Origin of the sequence: Streptomyces sp. NPDC020681 (genome assembly GCF_044334895.1) — a bacterium.
In the GTDB taxonomy this organism is placed as follows: Bacteria; Actinomycetota; Actinomycetes; order Streptomycetales; family Streptomycetaceae; genus Streptomyces.
In genome coordinates, this window is record NZ_JBIRTX010000005.1 from 474576 (window position 1) to 496041 (window position 21466).

At 69.9% G+C, this 21466-nt stretch carries 19 protein-coding genes; 11 read left to right on the forward strand and 8 right to left on the reverse strand.

The genetic code is table 11. The features are described 5' to 3' along the window. Window positions 1-57 precede the first annotated feature (57 nt). Window positions 58-1068 (reverse strand): polyprenyl synthetase family protein, encoded by a 1011-nt coding sequence (locus ACH4YL_RS15170; RefSeq protein WP_398507756.1) that lies wholly within the window; start codon window positions 1066-1068, stop codon window positions 58-60. A gap of 187 nt (window positions 1069-1255) precedes the next feature. Here ACH4YL_RS15170 and ACH4YL_RS15175 point away from each other — a divergent pair, with 187 nt between their 5' ends. The 11 genes from ACH4YL_RS15175 (at window position 1256) to ACH4YL_RS15225 (ending at window position 13180) form a co-directional block, all read left to right on the forward strand. Further along, entirely contained in the window at window positions 1256-3223 is a 1968-nt protein-coding gene (locus ACH4YL_RS15175) for a CocE/NonD family hydrolase (RefSeq protein WP_398507757.1), read from the forward strand. Window positions 3224-3307: 84 nt separating this feature from the next. Further along, entirely contained in the window at window positions 3308-4540 is a 1233-nt protein-coding gene (gene fahA / locus ACH4YL_RS15180; RefSeq protein WP_398507758.1) for a fumarylacetoacetase, read from the forward strand. Beyond that, entirely contained in the window at window positions 4537-5211 is a 675-nt protein-coding gene (locus ACH4YL_RS15185; RefSeq protein WP_398507759.1) for a GPP34 family phosphoprotein, read from the forward strand. Before fahA ends, ACH4YL_RS15185 begins: the two co-directional genes overlap by 4 nt. Window positions 5212-5349: 138 nt before the next feature. Further along, the gene (locus ACH4YL_RS15190; protein ID WP_398507760.1) at window positions 5350-6120 is read left to right on the forward strand and encodes a GntR family transcriptional regulator; all 771 of its coding nucleotides are present in this window, start codon (window positions 5350-5352) and stop codon (window positions 6118-6120) included. Window positions 6121-6153: 33 nt separating this feature from the next. Further along, window positions 6154-6381 carry a ferredoxin family protein gene (locus ACH4YL_RS15195; protein ID WP_266479325.1) on the forward strand — a complete coding sequence of 76 codons (228 nt, stop codon included), beginning with the start codon at window positions 6154-6156 and terminating at the stop codon, window positions 6379-6381. 31 nt (window positions 6382-6412) lie between these two features. Beyond that, window positions 6413-7759, forward strand: a complete 1347-nt coding sequence (locus ACH4YL_RS15200; RefSeq protein ID WP_398507761.1) for an ABC transporter substrate-binding protein — start codon at window positions 6413-6415, stop codon at window positions 7757-7759. Continuing rightward, complete coding sequence (locus ACH4YL_RS15205; protein WP_398507762.1) at window positions 7756-8628, forward strand: ABC transporter permease; 873 nt, start codon at window positions 7756-7758, stop codon at window positions 8626-8628. The genes ACH4YL_RS15200 and ACH4YL_RS15205 overlap by 4 nt, the downstream gene beginning before the upstream one ends. A gap of 3 nt (window positions 8629-8631) precedes the next feature. Continuing rightward, window positions 8632-9405: an ABC transporter ATP-binding protein gene (locus tag ACH4YL_RS15210; RefSeq protein WP_398507763.1), complete on the forward strand. Its 774-nt coding sequence runs from the start codon at window positions 8632-8634 to the stop codon at window positions 9403-9405. Between the two features lie 11 nt (window positions 9406-9416). Beyond that, on the forward strand, window positions 9417-12110 hold the full coding sequence (locus ACH4YL_RS15215) for a fumarate reductase/succinate dehydrogenase flavoprotein subunit (protein ID WP_398507764.1): 2694 nt from the start codon (window positions 9417-9419) through the stop codon (window positions 12108-12110). Window positions 12111-12479: 369 nt separating this feature from the next. Next, the gene (locus ACH4YL_RS15220) at window positions 12480-12746 is read left to right on the forward strand and encodes a CopG family transcriptional regulator (RefSeq protein WP_398507765.1); all 267 of its coding nucleotides are present in this window, start codon (window positions 12480-12482) and stop codon (window positions 12744-12746) included. After that, window positions 12743-13180: a type II toxin-antitoxin system VapC family toxin gene (locus tag ACH4YL_RS15225; protein WP_398507766.1), complete on the forward strand. Its 438-nt coding sequence runs from the start codon at window positions 12743-12745 to the stop codon at window positions 13178-13180. The genes ACH4YL_RS15220 and ACH4YL_RS15225 overlap by 4 nt, the downstream gene beginning before the upstream one ends. Before the next feature lie 91 nt (window positions 13181-13271). Here ACH4YL_RS15225 and nuoN read toward each other — a convergent pair whose 3' ends face one another. The 7 genes from nuoN to nuoH are packed head-to-tail and all read right to left on the reverse strand — an operon-like array spanning window position 13272 to window position 21451. Continuing rightward, a complete protein-coding gene (gene nuoN / locus ACH4YL_RS15230) occupies window positions 13272-14921 on the reverse strand; it encodes an NADH-quinone oxidoreductase subunit NuoN (protein ID WP_398507767.1) in 1650 nt (549 codons plus the stop codon). Continuing rightward, window positions 14918-16489, reverse strand: coding sequence for an NADH-quinone oxidoreductase subunit M (locus ACH4YL_RS15235; RefSeq protein WP_398507768.1), 1572 nt, complete (start codon window positions 16487-16489; stop codon window positions 14918-14920). Before ACH4YL_RS15235 ends, nuoN begins: the two co-directional genes overlap by 4 nt. Before the next feature lies 1 nt (window position 16490). After that, window positions 16491-18386 carry an NADH-quinone oxidoreductase subunit L gene (nuoL, locus tag ACH4YL_RS15240; protein ID WP_398507769.1) on the reverse strand — a complete coding sequence of 632 codons (1896 nt, stop codon included), beginning with the start codon at window positions 18384-18386 and terminating at the stop codon, window positions 16491-16493. 15 nt (window positions 18387-18401) lie between these two features. Continuing rightward, window positions 18402-18701 (reverse strand): NADH-quinone oxidoreductase subunit NuoK, encoded by a 300-nt coding sequence (nuoK, locus tag ACH4YL_RS15245; RefSeq protein ID WP_069927518.1) that lies wholly within the window; start codon window positions 18699-18701, stop codon window positions 18402-18404. Beyond that, the gene (locus ACH4YL_RS15250; RefSeq protein WP_398507887.1) at window positions 18698-19522 is read right to left on the reverse strand and encodes an NADH-quinone oxidoreductase subunit J; all 825 of its coding nucleotides are present in this window, start codon (window positions 19520-19522) and stop codon (window positions 18698-18700) included. Before ACH4YL_RS15250 ends, nuoK begins: the two co-directional genes overlap by 4 nt. A gap of 14 nt (window positions 19523-19536) precedes the next feature. Further along, a complete protein-coding gene (gene nuoI / locus ACH4YL_RS15255) occupies window positions 19537-20124 on the reverse strand; it encodes an NADH-quinone oxidoreductase subunit NuoI (protein ID WP_398507770.1) in 588 nt (195 codons plus the stop codon). Beyond that, window positions 20117-21451: an NADH-quinone oxidoreductase subunit NuoH gene (gene nuoH / locus ACH4YL_RS15260; protein ID WP_398507888.1), complete on the reverse strand. Its 1335-nt coding sequence runs from the start codon at window positions 21449-21451 to the stop codon at window positions 20117-20119. The genes nuoI and nuoH overlap by 8 nt, the downstream gene beginning before the upstream one ends. Window positions 21452-21466: the final 15 nt, after the last annotated feature.

The following is a 21466-nucleotide window of genomic DNA, read 5'->3' on the forward strand; positions in this document are numbered from 1 at the left end:
CGTTAATTCATGGCAAACGGGACCGGTAACCCAAGGTAAACAGGAGGTGCCGGGCCCTCAGCCCGCGCGGTGGACCACCGCGTCGCACAGCTCCTCCAGCGCGGCCTTCGCAAAGCACTCCGGCAGCGGCCCGAGCGTCGCCCGCGCCTCCTCCGCGTACCGCACGGTGTCCCGCCGGGCCTGCTCCAGCGCCGGATGCACCCGCAGCCGAGCCAGCGCCTCGGTGAGCCGGTCGTCGTCCGTCAGATCGCCGTCGAGCAGCGCGACGAGCTCCAGGTCCTCGGGCCGCCCGTGCGCCTCGGCCTGCGCCCGCAGACGCAGCACCGGCAGCGTCGGGATGCCTTCGCGCAGATCGGTGCCGGGCGTCTTGCCGGACTCGTGCGAGTCGCTCGCGATGTCGAGTACGTCGTCGGCGAGCTGGAAGGCCACGCCGAGCCGCTCGCCGTACTGCGTGAGGATGTCCACGACACCCTCGTCGGCGCCCGACATCATCGCGCCGAACCGGCCCGAGACCGCGATCAGCGAGCCCGTCTTCCCGCCGATCACATCGAGGTAGTGCTCCACCGGGTCGCGGCCGTCGCGCGGCCCCGCCGTCTCCAGGATCTGGCCGGTGACCAGCCGCTCGAACGCCTCGGCCTGGATGCGTACGGCCTCGGGTCCCAGATCGGCCAGCATGTGGGAGGCGCGGGCGAACAGGAAGTCGCCGGTCAGCACCGCCACGGAGTTGCCCCAGCGGGAGTTGGCGCTGTCCACACCGCGCCGCACCTCCGCCTCGTCCATCACGTCGTCGTGGTACAGCGTCGCCAGATGGGTGAGCTCGACGACCACGGCCGCGGGCACCACGCCCGGCGCGTACGGATCGCCGAACTGGGCCGCCAGCATCACCAGCAGCGGCCTGAAACGCTTCCCCCCGGCCCGCACTAGGTGCTGTGCGGCCTCCGTGATGAAGGGCACCTCGCTCTTGGTGGCATCGAGCAGACCCGCCTCGACAGCCGACAGTCCGGTCTGGACATCGGCCTCAAGAGCCTGGTCCCGCACGCTCAGCCCGAACGGCCCGACGACGGTCACGAGGGGGTCTCCTGTCTGCTGACGATCACACGGATTGTCGATGTGTCGCTGGATTCACTCAAGTCAGCGTATCCGGTCGCCTTTCGATCACCATGAGCGCCTTCCCGCCACCGCCGGTATGTTCGGCATCAGCAGATACGACCAGGAGTACTCCGCTTTGCCGGAATGGGTGACCGAGGTCAGAGCCATGCGCCACCGCACTCGCTTCCCTACTCGCTTCCCTCACGAAACGCTGCACGAGGACGTAAGGATCCCGGTCGCGGACAGTTCGAGGCTGTACGCCCGCATCTGGCGGCCGGTCACCGAAGAGCCTGTCCCCGCCCTCCTCGAATATGTGCCGCACCGGCTCACCGACGCGACCGCGCCACGCGACTGGCAGCGCCATCCGTGGTACGCGGGCCACGGCTATGCCTCCGTACGGGTCGATGTTCGCGGACACGGGAACAGTGAGGGCCTGCCGGGCGACGAGTACGACGCGACCGAGCTCGCCGACGGAGTCGCGGTGGTCAACTGGCTGGCCGCCCGGCCCTGGTGCACAGGCCGCGTCGGCATGTTCGGCATCTCCTGGGGCGGCACCAACGCGCTCCAGATCGCCGCGCTCGCGCCCGAACCGCTGAAGGCGGTCGTCACGGTCTGCGCCACCGACGACCGCTACGACAACGACGCCCATTACCTGGGCGGTTCGCTGCTCGCCGGCGCGATGCCCGCCCGCGCCGCCGCCCTGCTCTCCTCGGTCTGCCGCCCGCCGGACCCGCGGTACGCCGGTGAGGAGTGGCGCGAGCTGTGGCTGAAGCGCCTGGAGGCCGTCGAGCCGTTCGTCCACACCTGGCTGGCGCACCAGCTCCGCGACGAGTACTGGAAGCACGGCAGCGTCAGCGAGTACTACTCGGCCGTCGAGGCCCCGGTCCTCGCCGTCGGCGGCCGGCTCGACCCGTACCGCGACACCGTCCTCAGACTGGTGGAGCACCTGCCGTCCGATCGCGTACGGGGACTGATCGGACCGTGGGCGCACCAGTACCCGGACCGCGAGCAGGCGCCGGGACCGGCGATCGGCTTCCTCCAGGAGACCCTCAGATGGTGGGACTGCCATCTCAAGGGCATCGACAACGGCGTGATGAGCGAGCCGCTGCTGCGGTCCTGGATCAGCGACTCGCACCCGCCGGAGGCGGTCCGCGGCGATCTGCCGGGCCGCTGGGCCGGCGACACCGCCTGGCCGTCGCCGCGCGTCACGCCCGTCGCGTACGACCTTCCGGGCGCACCGCTGCGCGTCGACTCACCGCAGCACACCGGGCTGGACGCCGGCGGCTTCCTGCCGGACAGCGATGCCGGTCTGCCGCCCGACCAGCAGGCCGAGGACGCGCGCTCGGCCTGCTTCGACTTCCCGGTGGCCGGCGACGCGGTGGAGATCCTCGGCCGGCCGCGGGTCGTGCTGCGCCTTCACGCCCCGTCCGGCCAGGCCGTGGCCCGCCTCTGCGATGTCGCTCCCGGCGGCGAATCCACGCTGGTGACCCGCGGCGCGCTCAACCTCTCCGGTGCGACGGCGGACGTGACCTTCGAGCTGTCCGCGACCGGCCACAGCTTTGCGCCGGGCCATCGGATCCGGCTCGCCGTCTCCTCCGCGTACTGGCCGTGGATCTGGCCCCGTGCCGACTCGGCCGGCTTCACCATCGACCCGGCGGGCTCCCGGCTCGAACTGCCCGTACGCGCGCACACCGACGACGCGATCGCCTTCGAGGAGCCGGAGCAGTCCGGGCCGCCGGTCGTCGGCTCGGCGGCGACCCTCGACGAGCAGCGGCCGGAGCGGCAGGTGGTCCGCGATGTGGCGACCGGCGAGTGGCAGGTCGAGACCGACCCCGTCCCCGACGGCACCCGCGTGTTCCCGGACGGCCTGGAGCTCACCGAGACCGCCGTGGAGACGTACACGATCCGGGAGGACGACCCGCTGTCGGCTCGGACCCGCTCGGACTGGACGGCCCGGCTCCACCGGCCGGAGCCGGAACCGGACGCCGAGTGGGACGTGACGGTCCGGACCCGTTCCGAAATCACCTGCGACGCGGCCGACTTCGTCACCGAGAACGAGGTGGTCTGCAAGGACGGCGACGAGATCGTCTTCCACCGCACCTGGGAGAAGCGGATTCCTCGGGCGGCCGGCTGAGCACCTCACCGGGCACCCTTGCCTGACCAGGGCCGCGTCCACGTAACGTGTCGTCCACACCCGTGGAAAGCGAGGCAAGCACCGATGCCCGAGCAGAGCCCGCTCGATCTGGCCGAGGGCGATCCCTTCGGCCCGCACAACCTCCCGTACGGCGTCTTCACCACGCCCGACGAGCCCGACCGCCGCAGGCTCGGCGTCCGCATCGGCAACCATGTGCTCGACGCCGGAGCCGCGGCCCAGAGCCTCGGCTCCCCGTACGCCGCGCTGCTGGCCAGGCCGAGCCTCAATCCGCTGCTCGCCGCGGGCCGCACCGCCTGGCGCGATGTGCGCCGCGCGCTCACCGCCTGGCTGACCGTGCCCGCACACCGGGCCGACATCGAGCCGCTGCTGCACCCCATCGACTCGGTCACGCTGCACCTCCCGTACGAGGTCGCCGACTATGTCGACTTTTACGCGAGCGAGCACCACGCCACGAACGTGGGCCGGATGTTCCGCCCGGACGGCGACGCGCTGACTCCCAACTGGAAGCATCTGCCGATCGGTTACCACGGCCGCTCGGGCACCGTCGTCGTCTCCGGCACGGATGTCGTGCGCCCCGCCGGCCAGCGCAAGACGCCCGCCGACGCCGCTCCCGTCTTCGGCCCGTCGGTGAAGCTCGACATCGAGGCGGAGGTCGGCTTCCTCGTCGGCACGCCGTCCGAGCTGGGCAGGCCGGTGGCGCTCGGCGACTTCCGCGAGCATGTCTTCGGCCTTTCGCTGCTCAACGACTGGTCGGCGCGTGACATCCAGGCCTGGGAGTACGTCCCGCTCGGCCCGTTCCTCGGCAAGTCCTTCGCCACCTCCGTCTCCGCGTGGGTCACCCCGCTGGAGGCCCTGGACGCGGCCCGCACGGCGCCGCCGGCCCGCGAATTCGACCTGCTGCCGTATCTCGACGACTCGGCCGAGGACGAGCAGGGCGGTCTCAACCTGCGCATCACGGTGGAGATCAACGGACATGTGATCGCCGAGCCGCCGTTCGCCACGATGTACTGGACGGCCGCACAGCAACTGGCCCATATGACGGTCAACGGCGCGTCGCTGCGCACCGGCGACCTGTACGGCTCCGGCACGGTCAGCGGCCCCGAGGTCCACCAGCGCGGCTCGCTGCTGGAACTGACCTGGAACGGCCGGGACCCGCTCGAACTCCCGGAGGGCAAGCGCACGTTCCTGGAGGACGGCGACGTGGTGAGGATGACGGCCTGGGCGCCGGGTCCGGACGGCGTCCGGGTCGGCCTCGGCGAGGTCACGGGCCGGGTCGTACCGAGCGCCGGAGCATGACCGGACTCACCCTGGCCGAAGAACTGTTGCTGCTCGCGCTCAACCCGGAGACGGGCCGCCGGTACGTCAACCGGCGCTATCTCCAGTACGGGCTGGCCGGGGCGTCACTCGCCGAGCTGGAGCTCCAGGGCAGGGTCGCCGAGGCGCGCGGCCGGGTGACGGTGGTCAATCCACTGCCGCCGCAGGACCCGCTGTCGTCGCAGATCCTGGCGAGCCTTCTGACCCCGCGCGGTCTACGGGTCCGGCAGTGGGTCAGGGGCACCGGGCGGCACGTGGAAGAGCTGTGCCTGCACCGGCTGGTGGAGCGCGGGGCGCTGCGGGTGGACCGACGCCGCTTCCTGGGCGTCTTCCCGTACCACCGGTACCCCGCGGCCGCCGAGGACTGGTCGGCGCCCGTGCGCGGGCGCTATGCCGAGTCGGTGACGGCCGGCTTCCCGGACCGCCGCAGCCGGCTGCTGGCCGCCTTCACTTCGGCGATCGGTCTGGCCTCGGTGCTGCATCCGGGATTCGGGTCCCGCGGGGAGCGCGGCGCGCTGCGCATCCTCGTACGGGAGGAGTGGGCGCCGCACGCGGTGTACCGCGCCGTGCAGCAGGACAAGAAGTCGGGGACCAGCGTCAGCATCGGTCCAGACGGCGGGAGCGACGGCGGAGGCGGGGGCGGCGGCGACTGACGGCCCGGCTGCACCCCGGGTGGCAGATCTTTCCCGCTGACCAGCATCACCGCAGGTCAGCGCGGTGTGCTGGTAGTCGCCGGTGGCGCAACACTCTGGCAACACCACGGGCGACACAGCGTCGGTATGGTCCCTCGCATGCCAGCCGAACGCATCCGTGAGCACACCGTGCCGCTCGCCGCCGCACGACGGCGGCGGCTGCGCGCGGACCAGGCGCGGCAGCTCGCCGACCTGCTGCGCCACCAGGTGCGTACCGGCGGCTTCCCCGGCGGCGTCCTGCCGCTGGAGGGCACGATCGGCGACGACTACCGGGTCTCCCGCAACACCGTGCGGCAGGCGCTGGATCTGCTCCGCACGGAGGGCCTGGTCGAGCGGCAGCCCGGCGTCGGCACCGTCGTGGTGTCCGAGAAGTACCCGCACGGCCTGGACCGGCTGCAGGGCCTGGCCGAGACACTGCACGAACACGGCGACGTCACCAACGAAGTCCGTACCGTCGGCCCCGTCCCCGCGCCCGCACCCGTGGCCCGGCGGCTGGGCGTCGCGGAGCACACCGACGTGCTCTACATCGAGCGGCTGCGCCGGCTCAACGGCCTGCCCCTCTCCCTCGACCTCACCTACGTCCCGATGGACATCGGCGCCGGGCTGCTGGGCTGCGACCTGGAGCACACCGACGTGTTCCGACTGCTCGAGACCCTGACCGGACAGCCCTTGGGCACGGCGGAGATCACCCTGGAAGCCGTCAACGCCGACGCGCACTCCGCCGCCGTACTCGAAGCCCCGCGCGGCGCCGCCGTGCTCATGCTCGAACGGCTCACGCAGCTGTCCGACGGACGCCCCGTGGACCTGGAGTTCATCCGCTTCCGCGGCGACCGCATCACCATGAGCGGGCTGCTCCACCGCTCTCTCTGACCCTCGCCCCGCACCCCTTTCCTGGAGACAGCCATGCCTCTGGCCCCCCAGCGCGCCGACGTGCCCGTGACCATCGACGAGTCGAAGTGCATCGACGGCTGCACCCTCTGCGTCGACATGTGCCCGCTCGACTCCCTCGCGATCAACCCGGACAGCGGCAAGGCCTATATGCACGTCGACGAGTGCTGGTACTGCGGCCCGTGCGCGGCCCGGTGTCCCACCGACGCGGTCACGGTCAACATGCCCTATCTGCTCCGGTGAACCCGGCGAAGGTCGAGAGGTCCGAACTCCCATGACACGCAAGCCACTTCCACTCCTCGCCGCCGCCCTGCTGCTGCCGCTCACCGGCTGCGGCGGCTCCGCGGAGGCGGGCGACGGCTCGACCGTCACGGTCACCGTCGGCTACCAGTCCAAGACCATCAACACCGTCACCGCCGGGACGCTGCTGCGCTCGCTCGGCTACTTCGAGCGGGAGCTCGCCGCCCGCGGCAAGCGTGAGGGCGTCACGTACAAGGTGGAGTGGCAGGACTACGCCACAGGTGCGCCGATCACCGCGCAGATGACCGCCGGAAAGATCGACATCGGTTCGATGGGCGACTTTCCGCTGCTCATCAACGCGGCCCGCGGCAAGCAGCTGAACCGGCCGACGAAGCTCGTCTCCATCACCGGCTACAACCTGCGAGGCGGCCTCAACACCATTGTCACCGCGCCCGGTTCGAAGCTGGCATCGCTGAAGGACCTGCGCGGCAAGAAGGTCTCGACGAGCGTCGGCTCGGCCGCCGACGGCACCCTCGTACGGGCGCTCCAGCGCTCGGACATCGACCCGGAGAAGGACATCCGCAAGCTCAACCAGCAGCCGGCGGTGGGCGCTTCGGCGCTCCAGGCGGGCAGCGCGGACGCGCTCTCGCAGTTCGTGGCCTGGCCGGGACTGCTGGCCTTCCAGGGCCGTGCGCAGGCGCTGTACGACGGTGCCGAGCTGAACCTGCCGACCTTCCACGGGGTCACCGTGCGTGAGGAGTTCGCGAAGAAGCGGCCCGCCGTGCTGGAGGACTTCCTGCGCGCCCAGGCCGACGCGACGGACTATCTGAACAAGCAGCCGGTCGCGGCGGCCGAGTCGGTGGCCGAAGCGACCGGTCTGCCGCCCGAGGTCGTCTATCTCTACAACGGCGCGAACGGCATCGCCACGTTTGGCACGGCCGTCAAGCCCGCGCTGGTGGACGCGCTGAAGAAGGACGTGCCGGTACTGAAGTCGGCGAAGCTGGTCGGGGACGTGGATGTCGACGCGTTCGTCGACGAGCAGTATGTGAAGCGGGCGTACGGCGACGGCTATGCGCAGGCGCTGACGGCGGCCCCGGACGCCACGAAGAGCGAGGTGTGGCTGAAGGGCGGCACGACGAAGTCCTTCGCGACGCCGGCCGAACTGCTGCGCCATGTGGCGTCTCAGCAGGGCCTGATCCGGGCGGCGTACGTCCCCGACGCCACGACCGGCACCCTCTGGTTCGCCGACAAGGCGGTATGGGTGGCGGACGGCGCGAAGCTGCTGCCCTTCGTGACACGTTCGGGTGCCGCGGCCTATGTCTCGGCGCATGCCGGCGCCCGCACCGTCCCGTACGCCGACGCTCTGCAGCAGGCGTCATGACCGGCCGCCATGCCCTGCGCGTCCTCTCGCTCGCCGGGGCGCTCGGGCTGTGGCAGTCGCTGACCGCGCTCGACGTCAATCTGTGGCTGCGTTTCGAGCAGTTCCCCACCGTCGTCGATGTGGCGCGGGAGTTCGGGGAACGGGTCGGCAGCGGCCCGTACTGGCAGGACCTGACCGACAGCCTCACCCGCATCGTCACCGGCTTCGCGCTGGCGGCGGTCGCGGGTGTGACCGTCGGCACGGCCATCGCCCGCTCCCGTCTGGCGGCCGACCTGCTCGGCCCGGTCCTCGAAGTGCTGCGCCCCATACCGGCGATCGCGCTGGTGCCGGTGGCGATCCTGCTCTTCCCCAGCAACGAGCAGGGCATCGTCTTCATCACCTTCACCGCGGCGTTCTTCCCGGTGATGGTCTCGACCCGGCACGCGGTCCGCGCCCTGACCCCGGTCTGGGAGGAGGCGGTCCTCACGATGGGCGGCGGCCGGTGGCGCGTGCTGGGCTCGGTGGTCCTGCCGGGCGCGCTGCCCGGGATCCTCGGCGGGCTTTCGGTGGGCATCGGCGTCTCGTGGATCTGTGTGATCTCGGCGGAGATGATCTCCGGGGAGTACGGGGTGGGTTACCGGACCTGGCAGGACTACACGGTCGTCGACTACCCCGGCGTCTTCGTGGGCATGGCGACGATCGGCGTGCTGGGCTGGCTGACGTCGACGGCGGTGGAACTGGCGGGGCGCCGGGTGACGCGGTGGCTCCCGCGCACGGAACACACACCGGTGGCGCGGGTCCGGGTCCGCGATGCCGCGCTTGCTCCCGCCCCGGCCCAGCCGGCCACGCGCAGCGCCACCGCCCCCATCCGCACCCACAAGGAGGCGTGACCCGTGACCAGCCCCTCCAAGACCCTCTCCCCCACCGCCGCCAGGACCTCACCGCGCGGCGCCCGCCTCACCCTCTCCGGCGTCGCACTCGGCCGTCCCGGAGCCACCGTCCTCGACGGGCTGGATCTCGACATCGCACCCGGCGAGATCCTGGCCGTCGTCGGACCGTCCGGCTGCGGGAAGTCCACGCTGCTGCGCACGCTCGCCGGGCTGCTTCCCGCGCTCGGCGGCGAGGTCGCACAGGACGGCGAGCCCATCACCGCCCCTCGCGCCGAGCGGGCACTGGTCTTCCAGGACGACGCTCTGCTGCCCTGGCGCACGGTCCGCGCCAATGTCGAACTGCCCCTAGCCATCCGGGGATCGAAGCGTGCCGAGCGCCGCCGGAAGGCCGAGCAGTGGCTGGAGCGCGTGGGGCTCGCCGACCGCGCGGCCCACCTCCCGTACCGCATCTCCGGCGGACAGCGCCAGCGCGTCCAGCTCGCCCGGGCGCTCGCGGCCGAGCCCCGCGCCGTCCTGATGGACGAGCCCTTCGGCGCGCTCGACGCGCAGACCCGCGCCGGTATGCAGCAGCTCCTCGTCGACGTACTGCGCGGCACCGGCGCGACCGTCGTCTTCGTCACGCACGACGTGGACGAGGCGCTCTTCCTCGGCGACCGGGTCGCCCTCCTCGGCACCGGCCGCGTCCTCGACGTGCCGCGGCCGCGCGACCGTGCTGCCCACGCCGATCCCGCGACCGTCGCCCTGCGCCGCGACGTGCTCGAATCCCTCGGTTCCTGAAAGGCACCGCCATGCAGATCCCCGCACTCGCGGACTCGGACGAACTCTCCTGCGACGTCCTCGTCATCGGCGGCGGCACGGCCGGCACGATGGCGGCGCTCACCGCGGCCGAGCACGGGGCCGATGTGCTGTTGCTGGAGAAGGCGCACGTCCGCCACTCGGGCGCGCTCGCCATGGGCATGGACGGCGTCAACAACGCCGTCATCCCCGGCCGCGCCGAACCCGACGACTATGTCGCCGAGATCACCCGCGCCAACGACGGCATCGTCGACCAGTCCACGGTCCGCCAGACCGCGACCCGCGGCTTCGGCATGGTGCAGCGCCTGGAGTCGTACGGCGTGAAGTTCGAGAAGGACGAGCACGGCGAGTACGCGGTCCGCCAGGTGCACCGCTCCGGTTCGTACGTCCTGCCGATGCCCGAGGGCAAGGACGTCAAGAAGGTCCTCTACCGGCAGTTGCGCCGCCGCGAGATGCGCGAGCGCATCCGTATCGAGAACCGCGTGATGCCGGTCAGGGTCCTCACGGCCCAGGGAAAGGCGGTCGGAGCGGCGGGCTTCAACACCCGCACCGGCCGGTTCGTCACGGTCCGCGCGGGCGCGGTCGTCCTCGCCACCGGCGCGTGCGGCCGCCTCGGCCTCCCGGCGTCCGGCTATCTCTACGGCACGTACGAGAACCCCACCAACGCCGGTGACGGCTACGCCATGGCCTACCACGCCGGCGCCGAACTCACCGGCATCGAGTGCTTCCAGATCAACCCGCTGATCAAGGACTACAACGGTCCCGCCTGCGCGTATGTCGCCAACCCCTTCGGCGGCTACCAGGTCAACCGGCACGGCGAGCGCTTCGTCGACTCCGACTACTGGTCCGGCCAGATGATGTCGGAGTTCGCCGCCGAACTCGCCTCCGACCGCGGCCCGGTCTATCTCAAGCTCAGCCACCTTCCCGAGGAGTCCATCGGCGCGCTGGAGGGCATCCTGCACTCCACCGAACGCCCCACCCGCGGCACCTTCCACGCGAACCGCGGCCACGATTACCGCACCCACGACGTCGAGATGCACATCTCCGAGATCGGCCTGTGCGGCGGCCACTCGGCCTCCGGCGTCCGCGTCGACGACCACGCCCGCACCACCGTCCCCGGTCTGTACGCAGCCGGGGACCTGGCCTGCGTCCCGCACAACTACATGATCGGCGCGTTCGTCTTCGGCGACCTGGCGGGCGAGGACGCCTCCCGGTTCACCGCGTACGAAGGCGCATTGCCCGCCGACCAGATCCGGGACGCCCACGAACTGATCTACCGCCCGCTGCGCAACCCGGACGGCCCGCCCCAGCCGCAGGTCGAGTACAAACTCCGCCGATTCGTGAACGACTACGTCGCCCCGCCCAAGTCCGGCGCCCGGCTCTCGCTGGCCGTCGAACACTTCGAGCGGATGCGGGGCGAGATCGCCGAGATGGGCGCCCAGACCTCGCACGAGCTGATGCGCTGCGCGGAGGTGAGCTTCATCCGCGACTGCGCCGAGATGGCGGCCCGCTCCTCCCTCGCCCGTACGGAGTCCCGCTGGGGTCTGTACCACGAGCGTACGGACCACCCGCGGCGCGACGACGTGGACTGGCTGCACCACCTGGACCTGCGCAAGTCCCCGTCCGGGACAATGGAGTTCACGGCCCGCCCGGTCGCGCCGTACCTGGTGCCGGTCGACGAGTTCAGCCCCACGGGCGGCCCGTCCCGCCACCTGGGCGAGGCCCCACTTGAGCAGGTCTCCACGGCGGGCCCGCGCGACATCGCCCCGACGGGCTCCGGCGTCCGCGCCACGATCCGCCAGGACATCTCGGCTGCCACCGCCTCACCCCGCATCCTGGAACTGCTGGCCCTCGCCGAGGACGAGCCCCAACTACCCGAACTCCGCCCCTTCCTGACCGACCCCGACCCCGCCGTCCGCCGCGCCGCCGTCGCCGCACTCACCGAGACCGTCCCGCCGGGGACCGGCCCGGCGCTCGCCGAGACCCTGGCGGACCCGGACCGCGGCGTGCGCACGGCCGCTGCGGCGTCTCTCCTGGAGCTCGTCGAAGTCCTCCCGCCGACCGCCGAGTTGAGTACTCCACTGGTGACGGCGCTCGCCCACGACGACCCCCGGATCCGCTCCACGGTGCTCGACGTGCAGCGCGCCCTGCGCCTGGGCGACGCCGCCGGCTACGCCCGTACGCTCGACGACCCGGACATCGAGGTCCGTATCGCGTCCGTACGCGCCCTGGTCTCGGTCGACGCCCTCGACACCGTCGCCCGCGCGACCACCGACCCGGCCCGCGAGGTCCGCGTCGCCGTCGCCCGCAGCCTGACCGATCCGGACGCCCTGTCCCCTCTGCTCCAGGACCCCGACGTCCTGGTGCGCGCGGCCGCACTCGCGGCTCTGTCCACCGCCGGCTGCCCGGCTCCGTACGACACCGCGGCGGTCACCGAACTGTCGTCGGCCGCCTGGCAGATCCGCGCGGGCGCGGCCACTGCCCTCGGCACGGCCACCACCGAACGCGCCGTGCCCGCCCTGGCCAAGGCACTCGGCGACCCCAACGCGGATGTCCGCAAAGCCGCGGTCCTCTCCCTGCTCAGGCACTCCGCCCACGAGGACGCCCGGGCCGCACTGGCCACAGCGGTCACCGACCCGGACTCGGACGTACGCGCCTATGCCGCCCGGGCGGCTGCCCCGGCCTGACCCGAGCCGCCGCTCGCCACGGCGTACTGCACGGCGTACTGGACGGGCGCACAACAGCAGGCCCATGCTGCTCGGACGCGCCGAGCCCGGAGGCGCAGTACCGGGACGGCTACCGCTTCGGCCGGGAGGAGATCCCGTCCGGACATGCGGGCACGTCCACGGGCCCGGGCGACGACGGCGGCGCGGAGTCGGAGTGCGGCGAACACGGCGAGACGGAGGGGGTCACACCCTTCCCGCTCACGGAGCGATGGATGGCAGGGTGCGTCGACGGCGCACTGGGCCGCGCAGCCAGATGAGACCTCGCCGGATGGCCGGTCTTCGGCAGGCTGACCAGCTCCCACCGACGTATACAACGAGTACCATACGTGTATGGGACTCAAGCGCACCACGGTCTACGCCGACGCCGACGACCTGGCGATCATCAAAGCGGCCGCCGCGCGCGAAGGCATCGCGGAGGCCGAAATAATTCGCGAGGCCATTCACCTGGCAGCCTTGTCCAAGCGCGATTGGGAGGCTCCCCTTGAGCTGCCCAGGTTCCGCAGTGGAGCCTCGGGCACCGCGGACGACGCCTCGCTCGGAGAGATCTGGGACGAGAAGGCCCGTGCCTACGAGGAGACCAAGAGGCGGCGTCCGTGATCGTCATCGTCGCGGACACGTCCGCCTTACTGGCCGCCACTGACGAGGACCACCCCGAGATGGCGGCGAGCCGTGGGGTGCTGGAGACAGCAGGACTGGTGGTGCTGTCTCCACTCGTACTCGCTGAGGCCGATCACCTGATGCGCCGGATCGGCGGTCCCGCGATGCGGGAGGAATTCCTGGACGGGATCGTCGCGGAGGCCCGACGGCAGAGGTTCATCATTCCGGATATCACCGCGGACATGCTGGCCGAGGCCCGTGCCGTCATGCGTCGGTACCGCGATCTGGATCTCGATCTCGCCGATGCCGTGAATGTAGTGCTTGCTTCCGAGTTCCGCACCGACGCGGTGCTCACCTTTGACCGCCGGGACTTCCGCGCGATCCGGCCACTCACGGCCCACAAGGCGTTCCGAGTACTGCCGGACGACCACTGACCCCCAGCGCCCCGCCCACGTACATGCCCGCACACAAAAGCGCTCGCCGTGGCGTCGCAGAAGACACCACGGCGAGCGCTCAGAGACCCGGCTAGCGGACGAACACCCCCGCCTGGCTCGCCAAATCCAGGAAGTACTGCGGCGCCACGCCCAGGACCAGCGTCACCGCCACACCCACTCCGATCGTCGTCATCGTCAGCGGCGACGGCACCGCGACCGTCGGGCCGTCCGCCTTCGGCTCGCTGAAGAACATCAGCACGATCACCCGGATGTAGAAGAACGCGGCGATCGCGGAGGAGATCACACCGACCACCACCAGCGCCCCCGCGCCCCCGTCCGCCGCCGCCGAGAAGACCGCGAACTTGCCCGAGAAGCCGGCCGTCAGCGGAATGCCGGCGAAGGAGAGCAGGAAGATGGCGAAGACGGCGGCCACCAGTGGCGAACGACGGCCGAGACCCGCCCACTTGGACAGGTGCGTCGCCTCGCCGCCCGCGTCGCGGACCAGGGTGACCACCGCGAACGCGCCGATCGTCACGAACGAGTACGCGCCGAGGTAGAACATCACCGACGAGATGCCGTCCGGCGTCATCGCGATCACACCGGCCAGGATGAAGCCCGCGTGCGCGATCGACGAGTAGGCGAGCAGCCGCTTGATGTCGGTCTGGGTGATCGCCACGATCGCGCCGCCCAGCATCGTGACGACCGCGATCGCCCACATGACCGGCCGCCAGTCCCAGCTCAGCCCCGGCAGCACCACGTACAGCAGCCGCAGCAGCGCGCCGAACGCGGCCACCTTCGTCGCCGCCGCCATGAACCCGGTGACCGGCGTCGGCGCGCCCTGGTAGACGTCCGGCGTCCACATGTGGAACGGGACCGCGCCGACCTTGAACAGCAGGCCCATCAGGATCATCGCGCCGCCGATGAGCAGCAGCGCGTCATTGCCCATGGTGTCCGCGAGCGCCGGGTCGATCGTGCGGACGCTGCCGTCGACCACCCCGGCGATCCGGGCGTACGAGACCGAGCCCGCGTACCCGTACATCAGCGCGATGCCGAACAGCAGGAAGGCCGAGGAGAAGGCGCCGAGCAGGAAGTACTTCACCGCCGCCTCCTGCGACATCAGCCGCTTGCGGCGGGCGACGGCGCACAGGAGGTAGAGCGGGAGCGAGAAGACTTCCAGCGCGATGAAGAGCGTCAGCAGATCGTTGGCGGCCGGGAAGACCAGCATGCCGGTGATCGCGAAGAGCGCCAGCGGGAACACCTCGGTGGTGGTGAACCCTGCCTTGACCGCGGCCTTTTCGCTGTCGCTGCCCGGCACGGACGCGGCCTGCGCGGCGAAGGAGTCGATGCGGTTGCCGTGCGCCGCCGGGTCGAGCCGGCGCTCGGCGAAGGTGAAGACCGCGACGATCGACGCCAGCAGGATCGTGCCCTGCAGGAACAGCGCCGGGCCGTCGACCGCGATCGCGCCCATCGCCGCGATGTGCGCCTTTGTGGTGCCGTAACCCGCGGCCGCGAGGCCGACGACCGCCGCGAAGGCGGCCGCCAGCGCGACGACGGTCAGGAACACCTGCGTGTAGTAGCGGGACCTGCGCGGTACGAAGGCTTCCACGAGGATGCCCACGATCGCCGCGCCGACCACGATCAGCGCGGGCGCCAACTGTGCGTACTCGATGTGCGGGGCCGGGATCTTGTCGATCGGCTCTGCGGCCGTCGTCCACAGGCTGTGGACAGCTGTAGCGCTCACTTGGCCGCCTCCACCTCGGGCTTGGGGTCCTTCTCCTGTACATCGGACATCGTGTGCTCCACCGCGGGGTTGATGATGTCCATCACCGGCTTCGGGAAGACGCCGAGGAAGAGCAGCAGCGCGATCAGCGGTGCGACCACCGCCAGCTCACGCGCCTTGAGGTCGGGCATCTTCGACACCTCGGGCTTCACCGGGCCCGTCATCGTCCGCTGGTACAGGACGAGGGTGTAGAGCGCGGCGAGCACGATGCCGAAGGTCGCCACGATGCCGGCCGCCGGATAGCGGCTGTACGTCCCGACCAGGACCAGGAACTCGCTGACGAACGGCGCGAGACCCGGCAGCGAGAGCGTCGCCAGGCCGCCGATCAGGAACGTTCCCGCGAGGACCGGTGCGACCTTCTGCACTCCGCCGTAGTCCGCGATGAGCCGCGAGCCGCGCCGAGTGATCAGGAAGCCGGCCACCAGCATCAGCGCGGCGGTCGAGATTCCGTGGTTGACCATGTAGAGCGTCGCGCCCGACTGGCCCTGGGAGGTCATCGCGAAGATGCCCAGGATGATGAAGCCGAAGTGCGAGATCGAGGCATACGCGACCAGCCGCTTGATGTCGCGCTGGCCGACCGCCAGCAGCGCTCCGTAGACGATGCTGATCAGCGCCAGTACGACGATGACCGGCGTGGCCCACTTGCTCGCCTCCGGGAAGAGCTGGAGGCAGAACCGCAGCATCGCGAACGTGCCGACCTTGTCGACGACCGCGGTGATCAGCACGGCGACCGGCGCGGTCGCCTCGCCCATCGCGTTCGGCAGCCAGGTGTGCAGCGGCCACAGCGGCGCCTTGATCGCGAAGGCGAAGAAGAAGCCGAGGAACAGCAGCCGCTCGGTGTTGGTCGCCATGTCCAGCTGGCCGGACGCCCGCGCCTCGGCGATCTCGGAGAGCGAGAAGCTGCCCGCGACCACATAGAGCCCGATGACCGCGGCCAGCATGATCAGTCCGCCGACCAGGTTGTAGAGCAGGAACTTGACCGCCGCGTACGAGCGTTGGGTCGCCGCGTTCTCGTCGCTGCCCGCGTGGGCCCGGTCCCCGAAGCCGCCGATGAGGAAGTACATCGGGATGAGCATGGCTTCGAAGAGGATGTAGAAGAGGAAGACGTCGGTGGCCTCGAAGGAGAGGATCACCATCGCCTCGACCGCGAGGATCATGGCGAAGAAGCCCTGCGTGGGCCGCCAGCGCTTGCTGCCGGTCTCCTGGGGATCTGCGTCGTGCCAGCCCGCCAGGATCACAAAGGGGATCAGCAGCGCGGTCAGTGCGATCAGCACGACCCCGATGCCGTCCACGCCGAGTTCGTACCGTACGCCGAAGTCCCTGATCCAGCTGTGGGACTCGGTCAGTTGGTACCGGTCGCCGCCGGGCTCGAACCGTACGAGCACGATCGCGGCCAGTACGAGCGTGGCGAGCGAAACCAGCAGCGCCAGCCACTTGGCGGCGGTGCGCCTCGCCGCCGGCACTGCGGCCGTGACGATCGCGCCGACGGCCGGCAGTGCCGCCGTCACCGTGAGGATTGGGAAGGACATTTCAGACCGTCCTCATCAGCAGGGTGGCGGCGATGAGGATCGCCGTACCGCCGAACATCGAGACCGCGTAACTGCGGGCGTAGCCGTTCTGCAGTTTGCGCAGCCGGCCCGAAAGACCGCCGACCGAGGCCGCCGTGCCGTTGACCACTCCGTCGACCAGGGTGTGGTCGACATAGACCAGTGAGCGGGTGAGATGGGTGCCGCCGCTGACCAGGACCACATGGTTGAAGTCGTCCTGGAGCAGATCGCGGCGGGCGGCCCGGGTGAGCAGCGAGCCGCGCGGCGCGATGACCGGGACCGGCCTGCGTCCGTACATGCCCCAGGCGATGGCTGCTCCGATCAGCAGCATCCCGATGGTGCACGCGGTGATCGTCGGCACGCTGATGACCGGGTGCGGGTGCTCGAACTCGGTGACCGGAGCCAGCCAGTCCACGAACCGGTCGCCGATGCTGAAGAACCCGCCCGCGAAGACCGACCCGAAGGCGAGCACGATCATCGGGATCGTCATGGACTTCGGCGCCTCGTGCGGGTGCGGTTGGTTGCCCTGCTCATCGGGCTGCCAGCGCTTCTCACCGAAGAAGGTCATGATCATCACTCGGGTCATGTAGAACGCGGTGATGCCCGCGCCCAGCAGCGCGATGCCACCGAAGATCCAGGCCCGCGCGCCCTCCTGGGCGAACGCGGCCTCGATGATCTTGTCCTTGGAGAAGAAGCCGGAGAACGGCGGCATCCCGATGATCGCGAGATAGCCGAACCCGAAGGTGACGAAGGTGATCGGCATGTACTTCCGCACGCCGCCGTACTTGCGCATGTCGACCTCGCCGTTCATGCCGTGCATGACCGAACCGGCGCCGAGGAACAGACCGGCCTTGAAGAAGCCGTGCGTCACCAGGTGCATGATCGCGAAGGCGTATCCGATCGGGCCGAGCCCGGCCGCCAGGACCATGTAGCCGATCTGCGACATCGTCGAACCGGCCAGCGCCTTCTTGATGTCGTCCTTCGCGCAACCGACGATCGCACCGAAGAGGAGCGTGACCGCTCCGACGACCACGACCGCGAGCTGCGCGTCGGGCGCCGCGTTGAAGATCGTGCCGGACCGGACGATCAGATACACACCGGCGGTCACCATCGTCGCCGCGTGGATCAGGGCCGAGACCGGAGTCGGGCCCTCCATCGCGTCCCCGAGCCAGGACTGCAGCGGCACCTGTGCGGACTTGCCGCACGCCGCGAGCAGCAGCATCAGCCCGATGGCCGTCAGCTTGCCCTCGCTCGCCTCACCGGTCGCCTCGAAGACCGGCCCGAAGGTGAAGGTCCCGAACGTGGTGAACATCAGCATGATCGCGATCGACAGACCCATGTCGCCGACGCGGTTGACCAGGAAGGCCTTCTTGGCCGCCGTGGCCGCGCTGGGCTTGTGCTGCCAGAAGCCGATGAGCAGGTACGAGGCGAGGCCGACGCCCTCCCACCCGACGTACAGCAGCAGGTAGTTGTCGGCGACGACGAGCAGCAGCATCGCCGCGAGGAAGAGGTTCAGATAGCCGAAGAAGCGGCGGCGGCGCTCGTCGTGCTCCATGTACCCGATCGAGTACAGATGGATCAGCGAGCCGACACCGGTGATCAGCAGGACGAAGGTCATCGACAGCTGGTCGAGCTGGAAGGCGACGTCCGCCTGGAAGCTGCCGACGTCGATCCAGGTGAACAGCGTGCTGTGCAGGGCCCGTTCGTCCGCGCCCTTGCCCAGCATGTTGACGAAGAGCACCGCGGCGAGCACAAAGGACACGGCCGCCAGCAGCGTGCCGATCCAGTGGCCGCTGCGGTCGAGCCGCCGCCCGCCGCACAGCAGTACCGCCGCTCCGAGCAGAGGCGCCGCGACGAGCAGCGCAATCAGGTTCTCCACGATTCTTCCGACCCCTTACAGCTTCATCAGGCTGGCGTCGTCGACCGAGGCCGAGTGGCGGGAACGGAACAGCGACACGATGATCGCGAGCCCCACCACGACCTCGGCGGCGGCGACGACCATCGTGAAGAACGCGATGATCTGGCCGTCGAGATTGCCGTGCATCCGGGAGAAGGCGACGAACGCGAGGTTGCACGCGTTGAGCATCAGCTCGACGCACATGAAGACCACGATCGCGTTCCGCCTGATCAGCACCCCGGCCGCGCCGATGGTGAACAACAGCGCCGCGAGATAGAGGTAGTTGACCGGATTCACCGTGTGACCTCCTCTTCGTCCCGGTCCCGTCCGAGCCGTACCTCCGAGCGCTGCTCCAGCGCCTTGAGGTCGTTCATCGCCTCGGTCGACACATCGCGGATCTGGCCACGGTCCCGCAGCGTCTTGCTGACGCTGAGCTGGGACGGCGTGCCGTCGGGCAGCAGACCGGCGATGTCCACGGCGTTGTGCCGGGCGTAGACGCCGGGCGCGGGCAGCGGCGGCAGGTGCTTGCCTTCCCGCACGCGCTGCTCTGCCAGCTCGCGCTGGGTCTTGGCGCGCTCGGTGCGCTCGCGGTGCGTGAGCACCATCGCGCCGACGGCCGCCGAGATCAGCAGCGCGCCGGTGATTTCGAAGGCGAAGACGTACTTGGTGAAGATGAGCGCGGCCAGTCCCTCGACATTGCCGCCGTGCGCGCTGTTCGCCGCGTCGAGCCCGTTGAAGTTCTTCAGCGAGGCATTGCCGATTCCGGCGATCAGCAGCACACCGAAGCCGACTCCGCAGAGCGCGGCCATCCAGCGCTGGCCCTTCAGCGTCTCCTTGAGCGAGTCGGCCGCGGTGACGCCGACCAGCATGACGACGAACAGGAACAGCATCATGATCGCGCCGGTGTAGACGATGATCTGCACGACGCCGAGGAAGTACGCGCCGTTGGCGAGGTAGAAGACCGCCAGAACGATCATGGTCCCGGCGAGGCTGAGCGCGCTGTGCACGGCCCGCTTCATCAGGATCGTGCCGAGCGCCCCGGCCACGGCGACGATGCCGAGCACCCAGAACTGGAAGGCCTCGCCCGTCGAAGTCGTGGTGGCGGCCAGGGCGTTCATGCCGGCAAGGGCGTTCATGCGTCCACCTCCTCGCCCTTCTCACCCTTGGAGGTGGCGGTCTGCCGGACCGTGCCCGGGGCGGCCTCGGTGACCAGGCCCCGGTAGTAGTCCTGCTCGTCCATGCCCGGGTAGATGGAGTGCGGCGACTCGACCATGCCCTCTTCGAGTCCGGCGAGCAGCTGCTCCTTGGTGTAGATCAGGTTCTCGCGGGAGCTGTCGGCCAGCTCGAACTCGTTCGTCATCGTCAGCGCCCGCGTGGGGCACGCCTCGATGCACAGTCCGCAGAGAATGCAGCGGGCGTAGTTGATCTGGTAGACGACGCCGTACCGCTCGCCCGGCGAGTAGCGCTCCTCGTCGGTGTTGTCCGCGCCTTCCACATAGATCGCGTCCGCCGGACAGGCCCACGCGCACAGCTCGCACCCGATGCACTTCTCGAGCCCGTCCGGATGGCGGTTGAGCTGGTGCCTGCCGTGGAAGCGCGGCGCCGTGACCTTCTGCTGCTCCGGGTACTGCTCGGTCAGCCGCTTCTTGAACATGGCCTTGAAGGTCACGCCGAAGCCGGCAACCGGATTCTGGAACTTGTCCTCGGATCCCTCAGACACCGTCAGCCTCCTTTCCGTCACTTGGACCGTCACCTTGAGTGTCCACGCCGCCACTGACAATCAACTCGCGCTCCCGGCGCGGCCGCCTGCGCGGCACCGGCGGCAACTCCTGCCCGGGAAGCGGCGGTACGGGGAATCCGCCCGCCATCGGGTCGAAGGCCGGAGGCTCCGGCTTGGCCGCCTCCGCCTCCTTCTCCTTTCTGCCGCGGAAGATGTCCGCGACGAAGGAGAGCAGCAGTACGGCGATGACCGCGCCGCCGACGTACAGCACGATTTCCTGGAAGTCGTAGTTCTCGTTCCGCAGCGCCCGCACGGTCGCGACCAGCATCAGCCAGACCACCGAGACCGGGATGAGGACCTTCCAGCCGAGCTTCATCAGCTGGTCGTAGCGGACGCGCGGCAGCGTGCCGCGCAGCCAGATGAAGAAGAACAGCAGCACCTGGACCTTGATGACGAACCAGAGCATCGGCCACCAGCCGTGGTTCGCGCCCTCCCAGAAGGTGCTGATCGGGTACGGGGCCCGCCAGCCGCCCAGGAAGAGCGTGACGGAGACCGCGGAGACGGTGACCATGTTGACGTACTCGGCCAGCATGAACATCGCGAACTTGATCGAGCTGTACTCGGTGTTGAAGCCGCCGACCAGGTCACCCTCGGACTCCGGCATGTCGAACGGCGCGCGGTTGGTCTCCCCGACCATCGTCACGATGTAGATGATGAAGGAGACCGGCAGCAGGATGATGTACCAGCGGTCCGCCTGCGCCTCGACGATCGCCGAGGTCGACATCGACCCGGAGTAGAGGAAGACCGAGGCGAACGCCGCGCCCATGGCGATCTCGTACGAGATCATCTGCGCGCACGACCTCAGGCCGCCCAGCAGCGGGTAGGTCGAGCCGGAGGACCAGCCCGCGAGCACGATGCCGTAGATGCCGACCGAGGCGATCGCGAGGATGTAGAGCATCGCGATCGGCAGGTCGGTGAGCTGCATCGAGGTGCGGTGGCCGAAGATCGAGACCTCGTTGCCCGCCGGTCCGAACGGGATCACCGCGATCGCCATGAAGGCCGGGATCGCGGCGATGATCGGCGCGAGGACGTAGACGACCTTGTCCGCCCGCTTGACGATGACGTCTTCCTTCAGCATCAGCTTGATGCCGTCGGCGAGCGACTGGAGCATGCCCCAGGGACCGTGCCGGTTGGGCCCGATGCGCAGCTGCATCCAGGCGACGACCTTGCGCTCCCACACGATGGAGAACAGCACAGTGATCATCAGGAACGCGAAGCAGAACACGGCCTTGATGAGGACGAGCCACCAGGGATCGGTCCCGAACATCGAGAGATCCTCGGC